This window comes from Streptomyces sp. NBC_00236 (genome assembly GCF_036195045.1).
In the GTDB taxonomy this organism is placed as follows: Bacteria; Actinomycetota; Actinomycetes; order Streptomycetales; family Streptomycetaceae; genus Streptomyces.
The window spans coordinates 197242-211598 of sequence record NZ_CP108100.1 but is presented as its reverse complement, the minus strand read 5'-3'; the positions used below and the strand labels follow the sequence as shown (position 1 = coordinate 211598).

The window sequence follows — 14357 nt, the reverse complement described above, 5'->3', positions numbered from 1 at the left end:
GCATGGTCCGCGCCGGTCGGGTATGCGGAGGGCGGGGGCCCGCGTTGCGCCGGCGCCGGTGGCGCGGCACGGTCGAAGTACCGAGGCAAGGAGGCCACAGTCATGCCCATCGCGACGGTCAACCCCGCGAACGGCGAGACCCTCAGAATGTTCGACGCCCAGGGAGCGGACGAGATCGAGCGGCGGCTCGCCGCGGCGGACGCCGCCTTCCGCGCCTACCGCACCACCGGATTCGGCGAAAGGTCCCGGTTGCTCAACCGCGCCGCGGACCTCCTCGACGAGGACCAGCAGGACATCGCCCGCACCATGACCCTGGAGATGGGCAAGCCCCTCAAGGCGTCCCGGGCCGAAGCGGCGAAGTGTGCCAAGGCCATGCGCTGGTACGCGGCCCACGCCGAGGAACTCCTCGCGGACGAGCACCCCTCGCCCGCCGACGTCGAGGACTCCGGTGCGTCCCGCGCGTACGTCCACTACCGGCCACTGGGCACCGTGCTCGCCGTGATGCCGTGGAACTTCCCGCTCTGGCAGGTCGTGCGGTTCGCGGCCCCCGCACTCATGGCCGGCAACACCGGTCTGCTGAAGCACGCCTCGAACGTGCCGCAGACCGCGCTGTACCTGGGCGACCTGTTCCACCGGGCGGGGTTCCCCGCCGGGTGCTTCCAGACGCTTCTGGTGGGCTCCGGAGCGGTCGAGGCGATCCTGCGCGACCGCCGGGTGGCCGCGGCGACCCTGACCGGCAGCGAACCGGCCGGCCGCGCCGTGGCAGCCGTCGCGGGGGACGAGGTCAAGCACACCGTCCTGGAGCTCGGCGGCAGCGACCCGTATCTCGTCCTGCCCTCCGCCGACGTCGCCAAGGCGGCCCGCACGGCGGTCGCCGCCCGCGTCCAGAACAACGGACAGTCCTGCATCGCCGCCAAGCGGTTCATCGTGCACACGGAGGTGTACGAGGAGTTCGCCGAGCGCTTCACCGTGGGCATGCGCGACCTGACCGTGGGCGATCCGCTGGAGGAGTCCACCGACATCGGTCCGCTCGCCAGTGAACAGGGGCGCACCGATCTGGAGGAACTCGTCGACGACGCCGTACGCCACGGCGCGATCGCCCTGTGCGGCGGCGGCCGGCCCGAGGGGCTGAGCGGCGGACTGGAGCGTGGCTGGTTCTATGCCCCGACGGTCCTCACCGGGATCACCCCCGCCATGCGCATCCACCACGAGGAGACCTTCGGACCCGTCGCCACGCTCTACCGGGCCGAGAGCCTCGACGAGGCCCTGGAACTGGCCAACGACACGCCTTTCGGGCTCAGTTCCAACGTCTGGACCCGCGACGCCGAGGAGAGCCGGCGCTGCATCCGCGACCTGGAGGCGGGTGGCGTGTTCTTCAACGGCATGACGGCCTCGCACCCCGCGCTGCCGTTCGGCGGGGTGAAGCGCTCCGGATACGGACGTGAACTCGCCGGTCACGGCATCCGAGCGTTCTGCAACGCCACCACCGTCTGGTACGGCCCCGAGCCGCGGTAGCCGGACCACCGCACCCGTCCGCTGAGAGGTGACCATGAGCGACGCACCGCCGTCCTCATCGACGACCGGCCCGACCGACGAAGAGATCGCCGCGCTCGACGCGCACTGGCGGGCGGCCAACTATCTGGCCGTCGGCCAGATCTACCTGATGGACAACCCGCTGCTGACCCGGCCCCTCGTCCCCGAGGACATCAAGCCGAGGCTTCTCGGCCACTGGGGAACCTCACCGGGCCTCAACCTCGTGTACACCCACCTCAACCGCGTCATCGCCTCGCGCGGCACCCACGCGCTGTGCGTCTGGGGTCCCGGGCACGGCGGTCCCGCCGTCCTCGCCAACTCCTGGCTGGAGGGCAGCTACTCGCAGACGTACCCCGACGTCAGCAGGGACGAGGCCGGGATGGGGCTGCTGTTCAAGCAGTTCTCCTTCCCGGGCGGCGTGCCCAGCCACGTCGCGCCGGAGACGCCCGGCTCCATCCACGAGGGCGGCGAACTGGGCTACTCCCTCGCCCACGCCTACGGTGCCGCACTCGACCACCCGGACCTGCTGGTCACCTGCGTCATCGGCGACGGCGAGGCGGAGACCGGGCCGCTCGCCGGTTCCTGGCACGCCAACAAGTTCCTCGATCCCGTCCATGACGGGGCCGTCCTTCCGGTCCTCCACCTCAACGGCTACAAGATCGCCAACCCGACCGTGCTCGCCCGCCTCCCCGAGGCGGAACTCGACGCCCTGCTGCGCGGCTACGGACACGAACCCCTCTACGTGGCGGGCGACGACCCCTTCACCGTGCACCGGGCGATGGCCGCCGCGATGGACCGCGCCGTGGACCGCATCCGGGAGCTCCAGCAGGCCGCCCGGGCGGGCGGTGAGACCGGCCGGCCGCGCTGGCCCATGATCGTGCTGCGGACGCCCAAGGGCTGGACCGGGCCCGCCGAGGTCGACGGACTGCCCGTCGAAGGCACCTGGCGCGCCCACCAGGTCCCGCTGCCCGGGGTCCGCGACAACCCGGAGCACCTGCGGCAGCTGGAGCGGTGGCTGCGCTCGTACCGGCCGGAGGAACTCTTCGACGCCGAGGGACGCCCGGTGGACCAGGTCCTCGCCTGCGTGCCGGAGGGCGAGGCGCGGCTCGGCGCCACCCCGTACGCCAACGGCGGTCTGCTGCTGCGCGATCTGCCGATGCCGGCCCTCGACGAGCACGCCGTGCCGGTGGACAAGCCGGGGACCGCCCTCCATGAACCGACCCGGGTCCTCGGCGGCCTGCTGGAGGCCGTCATGGCGGCCACCGCCGGCCGGCGGGACTTCCGGGTCGTCGGCCCCGACGAGACGGCGTCCAACCGCCTCGACGCCCTCTACGAGGCCACCGGCAAGGCCTGGCAGGCGGGCACGCTCCCGACCGACGAGCATCTCGCCCGGGACGGCCGGGTCATGGAGGTGCTCTCCGAGCACCTGTGCCAGGGCTGGCTGGAGGGCTATCTGCTCACGGGCCGGCACGGGCTCTTCTCCTGTTACGAGGCGTTCGCCCACATCGTCGACTCGATGGTCAACCAGCACATCAAGTGGCTGCGGACCTCGCGCCGGCTGCCGTGGCGCCGGCCCGTCGCCTCCCTCAACTACCTGCTCACCTCGCACGTCTGGCGCCAGGACCACAACGGCTTCTCGCACCAGGACCCGGGCTTCGTCGACCACATCCTGAACAAGAGCCCCGAGGTCGTACGCGTCTACCTGCCCCCGGACGCGAACACCCTCCTCTCCGTGGCCGACCACGCGCTGCGCAGCCGCGACTACGTGAACGTGATCGTGGCCGGCAAGCAGCCGAGCTTCGACTGGCTCACCCTCGACCAGGCCCGCGCGCACTGCGCGCGCGGCGCGGGCGTCTGGGAGTGGGCGGGGACCGAGGACGGCAGCCGCGAACCCGATGTCGTGCTCGCCTGCGCCGGGGACGTGCCCACCCTGGAGGTCCTGGCGGCCGCCGGACTGCTGCGACGGCATCTGCCGGACCTGTCCGTGCGGGTGGTGAACGTCGTCGACATGGCCCGGCTCATGCCCCACTCCGAGCATCCGCACGGGATGCCGGACTCCGAGTACGACGCCCTGTTCACCCGCGACAAGCCGGTGATCTTCGCCTATCACGGCTATCCCTGGCTGATCCACCGGCTGGCCTACCGCCGCGCCGGACACGCCCAGCTGCACGTCAGGGGCTACAAGGAGGAGGGCACGACCACCACGCCCTTCGACATGGTGGTCCGCAACGACCTCGACCGGTACCGCCTGGTCATGGACGTCATCGACCGTGTCCCGGGTCTGGGCGTCCGTGCGGTGGCGGTGCGCCAGGAGATGGCGGACACCCGGTCCCGCCACCACGACTGGATCCGCGCCCACGGCACGGACCTGCCGGAGGTGGCGGACTGGACCTGGGAGGGGTGAGGGCACGGCGAAGGCCCGGACGGACGCGCCGTCCGGGCCTTCGCCGTGCGGGGGTCAACGGCCGACCGCGCGGGCCAGCTCCGCCTTCGTCATGGTCGAACGCCCCTTGACGTTCTTGTGCTTCGCCTCTTCGTAGAGCTGGTCGCGGGTGGGGCCCGCCGCGCCGCTGTGCGAGCGGAGCCCGCCACGCCGCGAGGACGAGATGTCCTCGACCGATGTACGGCTCGCGGTCCGCGACTCACCGGCGCGGGCGCGTGCCTTGTTCACGGTCCGGGCGGCGATCTCCTCGGCCCGGTCCTCGCCTACGCCGCGCTCCTGGGCGCTCTCCTTGATGTGCTCGTACTGCCGTTCCCGTTTCCGATTCGATCCGCGTGGCATGATGCGTTCTCCTCTCGGGGCTTCGGCCCGGGGACACCTCCAGTGTGACAAAACGGTCCGAGCCGGAGCCATCCGCTCAGTAGCGCAGCGCCGCCGCGATCCGGCCGTGCTCCTTGAGCGAGTCGTCCGCGACGAAGACGACGTCGGCGCCGCTGTCCAGCGCCGCTTCGACCAGCTCGTCGACGATGTCCTCGCGGACGTTGCTGTCCGCCGGGTCCGCCGCCTCGCCGCTCACCGGCACCAGGTGCTCCTGATCGACCCGCACCGTCTGCTGGTAGTGCTCCTCCACCGCCACCAGACCGGCGCGCCCCTCCCGCACGGCGGCCCACACCTCGTCGAGTCCGCCGGCGAAGGCACGCCGCCCGCGGGCCTCGTCCAGCTTGCCGTCGATCTCCGCGGCGAACCGCTTGCGCCTGGCCTCCAGCGCGGGGCGCAGCTCGGTCAGCAGATCACTGGGCGAGGTGTCGGCGGGGGCTCCCTTGGTGACCCGGCCCACCGCTTCCTTGGCGACCTCGCCGACCTCGTCGAGCAGCGCGAGCGCGGGGGCGAGGCCCACCAGGTAGAGCGGGCGCGGATCGGTGGCCAGCACCCCGCGCAGCTTCTCGTCCACCGTGCGCATGAACTGCCGGGTCTCCTCGTCGGTGAACGTGCTCGGCGTGTCCCCGATCCGCTCCTCGCGCTGCGGGTTGGGCGCCTCGCGCGGAGCCGTCAGCGGGAAGCCGCCGATGTGCTCCTCGTGCGCGGCGTCGGACGTGCCGCTGAACAGGGCGGCGTGGTCCGCGGACACGGTGAGCGTCCAGAACGGCTGCGCCTGCGCCTTCGCGGCGACCAGGTTGCGGGTCAGGTAGGTGTCGCTGAGCACCACCCGTTCGGGTGCGGTGCGCGGCAGCTGCCAGATCTGGAACTCGTCGGCCGTCGCGAGGATCACCAGGGCGTCCAGGGCTCGGCGCGGATCGACCTCGGCGACCGCGCGGTCGAGCTGCTGCTTGACCGCAGCGCGTACCTCGCGGCCGGCATCGGGGTCGGCGTCGAGCCGGCTGCCGGCCTCGGACACCAAGTTGCGCAGCCGTACGGCGTCCTGGGCGTTGTCCGGTGCACGTCGGTGTGTCGGCATGGTCAGGGACAGGGCCGGATAGGGCTTGGCCGCGCGGAGCTCTTGCAGCAGACCGGCGGTCAGGGCGTCCGTATCCATCAGTTCGCTCCCGGGGACTTGTGCGCACTGCCGTGCGAGCGGGTGATTCGACGAGTCAATTCATACCTTTTGATCCTAATATGAGCGAGTTGGTCATTCCGGGTTCGGGAGGTATGCGCGATGTCCACGCTCACCGTGTGGAAGTTCCAGTCGGCCGAAGGCGCGGAGGACGTGGAGACAGCGCTGAAATCCCTTCAGAAGGAGGGGCTGATCAAGATCCTCGACGCCGCCGTCGTCAGCTGGCCCGCCGACCGTGCCAAGCCGCGCACGAAACAGCTGCTCAACCTGGTCGGCGCGGGCGCTCTCAGCGGCACCTTCTGGGGCATGCTGTTCGGTCTGATCTTCCTGATGCCGCTGCTCGGCGCAGCCATCGGCGCGGCCGCCGGAGCACTCGGCGGAAAGCTGGCCGACGTCGGGATCGACGACGACTTCATCGCCGAGGTCAAGGAGAAGATCACGCCCGGCACTTCGGCCCTGTTCCTGCTCACCATGAACGAGGTGCCCGACCGGATCAGCGAGGCGCTCCCCGGCGGCGGAGCCGAACTGCTCCACAGCAATCTGGACAGCCTCGGCGAGCAGCGGCTCCGCGAGGTCTTCGGCGAGGACGCGGCATGACCACCCGGGCGCTGGCACCGCGACCCGCCGTCCGCACCTCGCGGGCCCCCCTTTCCCTTCGCACTTCCGAGCAGACGGAGCGTCCGTGAACCAGACCAGTCCCGCGCGGCGCGCCCCCGGCCGCCGCGTCGCCCGCAGCCTGACCCCCGCCCTGCTCGCCGCTCTGATCGTCGGCGGCACCGCTGCCTGCGACAGCGACGACAGTTCGTCGCAGGGCACGGCCCGAAGCATCCGGACCATGTCCCCGGAACCTGCCGAGACGGCCACGGCCACCGAGAGCCCGCGCACCCAGGACGACTTCGCGGCCTCGGTCTCAGCCGACGTGGAACGCAACCGGCAGAAGGCGGTGGCGATGCTGAAGGGAGTCGACGGCAAGGGCAACGCCGTCGAGGACGTTTCCGTCAACGGGCTCCCGGTCGCGGCATCGGAGCAGTTCCGCAGCGCCCTCGTGCGGGTGACCAACCGCACCGACGAGGCCGCCTTCTATGCCGTGCGGGTGGAGTTCGTGGACGCGTCCGGCAAGGTCCTCGACTCCGTGGTGCTCGGCTTCGCCGACGCCCCGCCGGACCGGACGGTCAGTCAGCACGCCAACAGCCGCAAGGCCGCCGGCGTCAAGTCGTTCCCCCGGATCGCCCAGGCCGAGCGCGGCTGACGGCCGGACCGGGTGAGCCCTGCCACCGGCGCGGTCACGGACGCGCTGCGAGAACTGCACTCGACGTACGCCGGCGTCGACGAAGGCGAACGTGCGGACTACATCCCGGAATTGGCGCTCGCCGACCCGGGCGCCTTCGGGCTGGCCCTGATCAGCATGGACGGCCATCGGTACAGCACGGGTGATGCCGGCGTCCCGTTCACCATCCAGTCCGTTTCGAAGCCGTTCGTCTACGCCCTCGCCCTGTCCCTGCTGGGCCTCGACGAGGTGTCCCGCTGGGTGAACGCCGAGCCCAGCGGAGAGGCGTTCAACGCCATCAGTCTGGAACGCTCCACCGGGCGCCCGGCCAACGCGATGGTCAACGCCGGCGCCATCGTCACCACGGCGCTCATCCCGGACACCCCCGTCGCGCCGCGGTTCGGACGCATCCTCGACTGCCTGAGCCGCTTCGCCGGCCGGAGGCTCGACGTCGACGAGGAGGTGTACGCCTCCGAGGCCGCCACCGGAGACCGCAATCGCGCTCTCGCCTACCTCATCCGGAGTACCGGGCCCCTGCCCGTGGATCCGGTGGCGGCGGTGGAGACGTACTTCCGGCAGTGTTCGGTACGGGTCACGGCCCTGGACCTCGCCGCGATGGCGGCGACCCTGGCGCACGGCGGGGTCAATCCGCTCACCGGGGACAGGGTGGTCGCGGAGCCCGTCGCCGCCCAGGCGCTGGCCGTGATGGCCACGTGCGGGATGTACGACTCGTCCGGGGACTGGCTGCTGCGGGTGGGACTGCCCGCCAAGAGTGGAGTGTCCGGCGGCCTGATCGCTGCCGGACCCGCCCGGTTCGGGCTGGCCACGTACAGTCCACTCCTCGATCCGACCGGGACCTCGGTGCGCGGCCACCGGGCGATCGCCGCTCTCTCGCAGCGGTTCGGCCTGCATCTCATGCACAATCCGGCGCTGGCGGCCTCCACCGTCACCATGGTCACCACCGCCGCCGACCTGCCGTCCGCGCCGAAGGAGGAACCGGAGCGCGCCCGCCACGAGCGGGTGGCGGTCGTCGCCGCCCAGGGCGCTCTGGACTTCACCGCGGCGGAGCGGGTGCTCCATGCCCTGGACGAGTCGGATCAGCAGGGAGCCGTGGCCGTGGTCCTGGACCTCGTCCATGTGACGGACATCGGGTCGGTGGCCCGGGCGATGCTGCGCAGCGGCCTGGCCCGGCTCGCCGCCGACGGCAGACGCACCGCGGTCGCCGACCCGGACGGCCGCCTGCGGGAGCCGGGCGAGCAGGCCGGGGCCACACTCTCCCTCGCTTCCCGCGAGGAGGCCGTCGCCCGGTGTGCGGCGACGGCCTCGGGCTGAGCCCGGAGGGCCGGGTCAGGGTCGGGTCACCAGATGGCCTCCACCCACTCGGGGTGGTCGATGAACGGGTTCCGGTTGTGCTGGAACTGATCGAATATGACGTCGTTGCGCCGCTGCTCGAAGGTGTCCGGCGGGTCCTGCTCGCTCCACGTCTTCAGTACCGAGAGCCGGCCGATGTTCGGTGCGGAGCCGTTCGAGACGCTGTCGTTGGGTTCGAGGTCGGCGAACGAGTCGTCGCCCTCGTAGCGCACCGCCATGTAGAGGATCATGCGGGCCACGTCACCCTTGACCGCGTCGCGCGGCTCGAAGGAGTCGTCGTCGGTGTAGTTGCCGGGCGCGTCGCCCAGCTCGGTGCCGCCGTCGTCGAAGTCCTTGTTGCCGCGCGTGGAGTTGACCGACACGTCCTCCGGGCGCAGATGGTGGATGTCGGTACCGGGGCCCGTGGCCGTGCCGAAGTCGCCGTGCGACTTGGCCCAGACGTGCTCCCGGTTCCACTGGCCGACGTTGCCGCCGTTGTCGCTCTTGGGTTCCGAGCGGCCGGTGTAGAGGAGGATCACGTTCGAGGAGTCGGCCGGGTCCTCGTCGGTGGCCTTGAGAGCGTCCCAGACCTGGCTGTACGTGAGCTTGGTCTGGTCGCTGATGATCGTGTGCAGGGCGCCCTTCAGCGCGGTGCCGGTCTTGCCGAGCGCGTCCTGGTAGTACGTGTCGTCCAGGGCGCCGAGCGGGCCTGCGGACCGTGCCGGGGTCTGCGGCGTCGTGGCCGGTGCGGCGGCAGCGGTTCCGCCGAGCACCGCGAATGCGGCGAGCGTGGCCAGCAGGGGGCGCCGGTGGAAGAGGTGACGACGGGACATGTGGGGTGTCCTCTCCGGAAATACGGGCACCGCGGCGCCGTCACAGGGTGGGGGGCGGCTCCGCGGTGGTCGTGTTGCTTGGTGGTCAGCGGGAGCCTTCCACACGCACCGTTACCGAGGTGTGAACGCTGCGTACCTATCATGTGCAGGTCAAGTGAGAGTCGGGGCGGGTATCGGATGCGCCCCCGTCGGCGGGGGGCGAGAATTGCCGCAAGGACGAGGAGGCGGCATGAGCGACGAGCCCGAATCCATATCCGTACGGGGCGTGACCCCCGACAGCCTTTTGCACACCGGTGCCACTGACCATCCCTCGGCGGAGGATGTGGTCCTCGCCTCCGGGCGGGACCTGACGCCCCGGAATCTCGAGTGGGCGGAACGCAGGCTTGCCAGAGAGGGCAGGGCGGCCCTCGACAAGCAGCTGCCGTAGACCCTCCCGGCCCGGTGTCCGCCGTGGCCACCGGCATCCGCCGGTGGCGCGAGGGGCGCCGGGCCACCGGGCGCCGCGCCCGTGCGGGTGCCCGTCGGCGGCAGGGTGTGCGGGCGTACGGCGCTGCTCGGTTAGCCTGAACACAATATGAACCGTTTGACGACGTCAGGGGCCGGTTACGACCTCGCCCGATTCCCCGAGAACCCCCGCGACCCGTTCCGAGCATGGGACGCGGCCGACGAATACCTGCTGCGGCACCTGGAGGGGATCGACGGGGCCGAGCCGGTCGGCCTGTCCGGCCGCGTCGTGATCGTCGGCGACCGCTGGGGCGCGCTGGCCACGGCGCTGGCCGCGCACGGCCCCGTACAGATCACCGACTCCTACCTCGCGCAGCGGGCGACGACGGCGAACCTGCAACGCAACGGTACCGATCCCGATGCCGTGCGCCTGCTGTCCGCCCGTGAGACGCCGCCGGACCGGATCGACGTCCTGCTCGTCCGTGCGCCCAAGAGCCTCGCGCTCCTCGAGGACCAGCTGCACCGGCTCGCCCCCGCCGTCCACGCCGGCACCGTCGTCATCGGGACCGGCATGGTGAAGGAGATCCACACCTCCACCCTCAAGCTGTTCGAGCGGATCATCGGCCCCACCCGCACCTCGCTCGCGGTCAAGAAGGCCCGGCTCATCCACTGCACGCCGGACCCCTCCCTGACCCGCGCCCCGAGCCCCTGGCCGTACCACTACGAGCTGCCCGACGACGTCGGGGCCGTCGCCGGCCGCACGGTGGTCAACCACGCCGGGATCTTCTGCGCGGAGCGGCTCGACATCGGCACCCGCTTCTTCCTCAAGCACCTTCCGGTGCGCAGCGGCCCCGACCGGGTAGTCGACCTCGGGTGCGGGAACGGAGTGCTCGGTCTGGCCGCCGCACTCGCCAATCCCGAGGCCTCTCTCACCTTCGTCGACGAGTCCTACCAGGCCCTCGCCTCGGCCGAGGCGACCTTCCGGGCCAACACCGGACCGGACGCCGAGGCCCGTTTCGTGGTCGGCGACGGGCTGGCGGACGCGGAACCCGGCGGCGCCGACCTCGTCCTGTGCAACCCGCCGTTCCACTCGCACCAGGCCACCACGGACGCGACCGCCCGGACCATGTTCCACGGCGCGCGCACGGCACTGCGCCAGGGCGGCGAACTGTGGGTGGTGGGCAACCGGCATCTCGCCTACCACACCCAGCTCCGCCGGATCTTCGGCAACTGCACCACAGTCGCCGGCGACCCCAAGTTCGTCGTGCTGCGCGCCGTCAAACGCTGACATCCGGGCAGCCGGCCCGCGCCCCTTCCGGATTCTTGCAACACGTTCTACTGTGTGCGCCGCCGCACACGGGCGACGCGAAGCGAGACTCCTGGAGGGGCCGTGCACCTCGAATACACGCCTGAACAGCAGCAGTTGCGTACCGAGCTGCATGCGTACTTCGCTGCCCTGGTCCCCGACAACGCCTACGCGCGCTATGCCGACCCGGCTGCCCAGAAGCGCTTCTACCGCGACACCATCCGCCGCCTGGGCGCCGACGGCTGGCTCGGCGTCGGCTGGCCCACGGAGTACGGCGGCCGCGGTCTGTCGCCCATGGAACAGTTCATCTTCTTCGACGAGGCGGCCCAGGCGGGCGTGCCGCTCCCGCTGATGGCCCTCAACACCGTCGGCCCGACGATCATGCAGTTCGGCACCGACGAGCAGAAGGCCTACTTCCTGCCGAAGGTCCTCGCCGGGGAGATCGACTTCGCGATCGGTTACAGCGAACCCGACGCCGGCACCGACCTCGCCGCCCTCAAGACCCGGGCGGTGCGCGACGGCGACACGTACGTCGTCGACGGACAGAAGATCTGGACGACCAACGGCGACACCGCGGACTGGGTCTGGCTCGCCGCCCGCACCGACCCGGACGCCCCGCCCCACAAGGGCATCACCATGCTCCTCGTACCGACGTCCGACCCCGGCTACTCCTGCACCCTGATCAACACCCTCGCCTCGCACGACACCACCGCCAGCTACTACGAGAACGTCCGCGTCCCCGTCTCCCGCCGGGTCGGCGAGGAGAACAAGGGCTGGCGGCTCATCACCAACCAGCTCAACCACGAACGCGTCACGCTCGCCGCCCACGGCACGATGGCCATCCGCGCCCTGCACAACGTCCGTCGCTGGGCCGCCGAAACCCGTCTCGCCGACGGCCGCCGCGTCATCGACCTCGGCTGGGTCCGTGCCCGCCTGGCCCGCACCCACGTCCGGCTCGACGCGATGAAGCTCCTCAACTGGCAGATGGTGTCCGCCGTCCAGCACTCCACCCTCACCCCGCAGGACGCCTCCGCGGTCAAGGTCTACGGCTCCGAGGCACGCCGCGACGCGTACGCCTGGCTCATGGAGGTCGTCGGCTCGGCAGGACCGCTCAAGGAGGGCTCCGCGGGTGCCGTCCTGCACGGCGAACTCGAACGCGGATACCGGTCCGCCGTCATCTTCACCTTCGGCGGCGGCAACAACGAGATCCAGCGCGAGATCATCTCGTGGATCGGCCTCGGGATGCCGCGGGTGCGCCGCTGATCATGGTCACGCGATCGTGATCGGGCTTCTTGCCCGATGGGGAAGACTGAGGCCATGAGGGACATCGTTTTCACGCGCAGGAGCGGCTGGATCCCGAACGTGATCCGCGAGGACGGCGAACTGAAGCTGATGCTCGGTGCCGGGGCCGACGCCAACCATGACCCCCGGACGTTCACCTTCCCGATCGGCGAAGCCCATCTTGCGGTGATCCGGGAGGATCTGGCCCGACACCTGCTGCTGTGGAGTGCGGTTCTTCCACTCTGCGACGCGGCCGGAACCCGGGGCCCGCTCGACGAGGAGGCAGCCGTCGCGCTTCTGGACCCGGTCCTCCTCTCCGTGCCGGCAGACGTCGACGCGACCTTCCGACGGATCCGGTGGGCCAGGGGCCCGCTCATCTCCCACGGAGCTGACATCGGTCTGCTCGATCGCGGCCAGGTCTGCGCGGCGATGCGATCGGCGACAGTGACGTCCGACGCGAAACGGACTCAGAAGTACTACGCGGACCGCCGTCGCGCCGAGCGCGGGCAGGTACTCGGCATCCTCGACACCGGCCTTCTGATGTACACGGGCCAGTACCTGCACGGCTCGACGATTCCGAGGCGGCTGCCCGATGCCGTCAACCCCGCGCTGCTGCCCGAGGTGATGCGGGTGATCGCCACCGCGGAGCAGGCGTGCGCCGGGATGCGGATCGGCCGGGACCCGCGGCGGGGAAAGCGCGGCACGGACAGACGTGACTGGGAGCGGATGGAGGCGGCGGTCGACGCGGCCGTGCGCCGCGCGCACCCTGAGCTCGTCGATGACGCGGTGCGTACCGTGAGCTTTCTGATGTGTTCGGAGGCCACGGACCGCACCAGGAGCGCGCCCATGGACGATGACGAGGAGGCGGCCGGCGACTGTGCCGACTCCGGCGGCAGCGCGCGGAAGACCAGCCTTTCGTTCACCGACGACAAGGATGCCGAGAAGAGATGGCTCCGGAGCAATCCCCGCACCGCCACCGCGGAGTTCTGGGAGTTCGTCGGCGATCGTTATGCCGGCGACAACGAAGTGTTCACCGTCGAGGACGAGGCGATGGGCGAAGGGCTCCAGTTCCACTTCTACGCGGACTCCATCGCCCGGATCACGACAGCGCGCAAGGGCGAGGGCGGGGCGGATCCGGAGTACCGGGTCGAGTACAGCCTGGTCGACGGGATGGCCGGGTACCGGAAGCTGCTGAGCGCCTTCGTCCGGGGCGGCTGCGCCGCGCTCGACGAGCACGGCCCCTGGATGTCGGATGCCGCCGATCTCGAACGCGCGCGCCGACGACGCGACGCCGCCGGGTAGCCCCCGGCGGGACACGTACCGATGCACGGCTTCGCAACCGTGCCGGTCACGGTCGTTCGGGATGCACCCCGCGGCACGAACACGGGCACACAGCCGTTGCCGTGGGGTGTGACCGCCAGTGCACCCACCGCGTGGTGCGAACAGGAGGTACGAGCACATGACGGACGCCGACCCCGGGCTCTTCGGGCCCGCATCGGTCACCTGGCAGCTGCACGGTGACCCGATGATGTGGGTCGCCGGAGTACGCGCCCTGTACCTCCAGGCACTCCACCCGCGCGCGGTGCGCGGCGTCATGCAGAACAGCGACTTCCGCGAGGACGCCTGGGGCCGGCTGATGCGCACGGCCGGGTTCGTCGGGACGATCACCTATGGGACCACCGACGCCGCCGAGAAGGCCGGGGCCCGGGTCCGGAAGATCCACCGGCTCCTCAAGGCCACCGACCCGCTGACCGGCGAGACGTACGGCGTCGACGAACCGGAGCTGCTGCTGTGGGTGCACTGTGCGGAGGTCGACTCCTATCTCCAGGTCGAACGGCGCTCCGGCTACCCGCTCACCGACGCACAGGCCGACCGGTACGTCGACGAACACCGCACCGGCGCCCGCCTCGTCGGCCTCGATCCGTCCGAAGTGCCCGCGACCACCGCACAGCTGGCCGCTTATTTCGAGCGGATACGGCCCCGGCTCTCCTCCTCGCCCGAGGCGTCGGAGGTCGACGCGTTCCTGCGCCGGCCACCGGTCCACCTGGTGCTCGTACCGGCGCGCGCCGTGCTGTGGCGGCATGTGGCGGCCCTGGCGTACCAGTCGCTGCCCCCGTTCGCCCACGAGCTGTACGGCAGACCGGTGCCGCCCGTGGCCACCGTCGACCGCCGGCTGCGGACCACCGGAACCGCCCTGCGGGCCATCCCGTCGAGGCTGCGCTGGAAGCTTCCGCCCGGTCACATTGTGAACGCGATGGCACGACTCGGACCCGGCAGCCGCCCCACCCCGTACACACTGAAAAGGCAGGCAGCCATACTGGACGGGCCGGGGAGGGCGCAGCGACAGTAGG

Annotated in this window: 13 protein-coding genes; 10 read left to right on the top strand and 3 right to left on the bottom strand. The window is 71.1% G+C overall.

Annotated features, from left to right (window positions below; translation table 11 throughout):
• Positions 1–102 precede the first annotated feature (102 nt).
• Together OG446_RS00990 and OG446_RS00985 are read left to right on the top strand one after the other, a co-directional pair.
• Positions 103–1515: an NADP-dependent succinic semialdehyde dehydrogenase gene (locus OG446_RS00990; RefSeq protein ID WP_328892182.1), complete on the top strand. Its 1413-nt coding sequence runs from the start codon at positions 103–105 to the stop codon at positions 1513–1515.
• A gap of 34 nt (positions 1516–1549) precedes the next feature.
• Positions 1550–3937 carry a phosphoketolase family protein gene (locus tag OG446_RS00985; protein WP_328892181.1) on the top strand — a complete coding sequence of 796 codons (2388 nt, stop codon included), beginning with the start codon at positions 1550–1552 and terminating at the stop codon, positions 3935–3937.
• 54 nt (positions 3938–3991) lie between these two features.
• Here OG446_RS00985 and OG446_RS00980 read toward each other — a convergent pair whose 3' ends face one another.
• Positions 3992–4315 (bottom strand): plasmid stabilization protein, encoded by a 324-nt coding sequence (locus OG446_RS00980; RefSeq protein WP_328892180.1) that lies wholly within the window; start codon positions 4313–4315, stop codon positions 3992–3994.
• Between the two features lie 76 nt (positions 4316–4391).
• Positions 4392–5507 (bottom strand): baeRF3 domain-containing protein, encoded by a 1116-nt coding sequence (locus OG446_RS00975; protein WP_328892179.1) that lies wholly within the window; start codon positions 5505–5507, stop codon positions 4392–4394.
• Between the two features lie 120 nt (positions 5508–5627).
• On the opposite strand from OG446_RS00975, the gene OG446_RS00970 reads away from it, so the two are divergent.
• From OG446_RS00970 to glsA, 3 genes are all read left to right on the top strand, one after another.
• Positions 5628–6122 (top strand): DUF1269 domain-containing protein, encoded by a 495-nt coding sequence (locus OG446_RS00970; protein ID WP_328892178.1) that lies wholly within the window; start codon positions 5628–5630, stop codon positions 6120–6122.
• Between the two features lie 85 nt (positions 6123–6207).
• Positions 6208–6774 (top strand): hypothetical protein, encoded by a 567-nt coding sequence (locus OG446_RS00965; protein ID WP_328892177.1) that lies wholly within the window; start codon positions 6208–6210, stop codon positions 6772–6774.
• A 12-nt stretch (positions 6775–6786) separates the two neighbouring features.
• A complete protein-coding gene (gene glsA / locus OG446_RS00960; RefSeq protein ID WP_328892176.1) occupies positions 6787–8124 on the top strand; it encodes a glutaminase A in 1338 nt (445 codons plus the stop codon).
• Between the two features lie 26 nt (positions 8125–8150).
• Here glsA and OG446_RS00955 read toward each other — a convergent pair whose 3' ends face one another.
• Positions 8151–8975 carry an endonuclease I family protein gene (locus OG446_RS00955; RefSeq protein ID WP_328892175.1) on the bottom strand — a complete coding sequence of 275 codons (825 nt, stop codon included), beginning with the start codon at positions 8973–8975 and terminating at the stop codon, positions 8151–8153.
• A 229-nt stretch (positions 8976–9204) separates the two neighbouring features.
• On the opposite strand from OG446_RS00955, the gene OG446_RS00950 reads away from it, so the two are divergent.
• The 5 genes from OG446_RS00950 (at position 9205) to OG446_RS00930 (ending at position 14356) form a co-directional block, all read left to right on the top strand.
• Positions 9205–9402 (top strand): hypothetical protein, encoded by a 198-nt coding sequence (locus tag OG446_RS00950; protein WP_328892174.1) that lies wholly within the window; start codon positions 9205–9207, stop codon positions 9400–9402.
• 147 nt (positions 9403–9549) lie between these two features.
• Complete coding sequence (locus tag OG446_RS00945; protein WP_328892173.1) at positions 9550–10707, top strand: methyltransferase; 1158 nt, start codon at positions 9550–9552, stop codon at positions 10705–10707.
• A 102-nt stretch (positions 10708–10809) separates the two neighbouring features.
• On the top strand, positions 10810–11988 hold the full coding sequence (locus OG446_RS00940; protein ID WP_328892172.1) for an acyl-CoA dehydrogenase family protein: 1179 nt from the start codon (positions 10810–10812) through the stop codon (positions 11986–11988).
• Positions 11989–12042: 54 nt separating this feature from the next.
• Positions 12043–13308, top strand: coding sequence for a DUF6357 family protein (locus OG446_RS00935; protein WP_328892171.1), 1266 nt, complete (start codon positions 12043–12045; stop codon positions 13306–13308).
• A gap of 157 nt (positions 13309–13465) precedes the next feature.
• Entirely contained in the window at positions 13466–14356 is an 891-nt protein-coding gene (locus OG446_RS00930; RefSeq protein ID WP_328892170.1) for an oxygenase MpaB family protein, read from the top strand.
• Position 14357 lies beyond the last annotated feature (1 nt).

Excerpts from the sequence above, each read along its gene's own strand:
- OG446_RS00950 (WP_328892174.1), top strand. The coding sequence starts at position 9,205 with ATGAGCGACGAGCCCGAATCCATATCCGTACGGGGCGTGACCCCCGAC.
- OG446_RS00975 (WP_328892179.1), bottom strand. The coding sequence starts at position 5,507 with ATGGATACGGACGCCCTGACCGCCGGTCTGCTGCAAGAGCTCCGCGCG.
- OG446_RS00930 (WP_328892170.1), top strand. The coding sequence starts at position 13,466 with ATGACGGACGCCGACCCCGGGCTCTTCGGGCCCGCATCGGTCACCTGG.
- OG446_RS00985 (WP_328892181.1), top strand. The coding sequence starts at position 1,550 with ATGAGCGACGCACCGCCGTCCTCATCGACGACCGGCCCGACCGACGAA.
- OG446_RS00990 (WP_328892182.1), top strand. The coding sequence starts at position 103 with ATGCCCATCGCGACGGTCAACCCCGCGAACGGCGAGACCCTCAGAATG.
- OG446_RS00970 (WP_328892178.1), top strand. The coding sequence starts at position 5,628 with ATGTCCACGCTCACCGTGTGGAAGTTCCAGTCGGCCGAAGGCGCGGAG.
- OG446_RS00935 (WP_328892171.1), top strand. The coding sequence starts at position 12,043 with ATGAGGGACATCGTTTTCACGCGCAGGAGCGGCTGGATCCCGAACGTG.
- OG446_RS00955 (WP_328892175.1), bottom strand. The coding sequence starts at position 8,975 with ATGTCCCGTCGTCACCTCTTCCACCGGCGCCCCCTGCTGGCCACGCTC.
- OG446_RS00945 (WP_328892173.1), top strand. The coding sequence starts at position 9,550 with ATGAACCGTTTGACGACGTCAGGGGCCGGTTACGACCTCGCCCGATTC.
- OG446_RS00980 (WP_328892180.1), bottom strand. The coding sequence starts at position 4,315 with ATGCCACGCGGATCGAATCGGAAACGGGAACGGCAGTACGAGCACATC.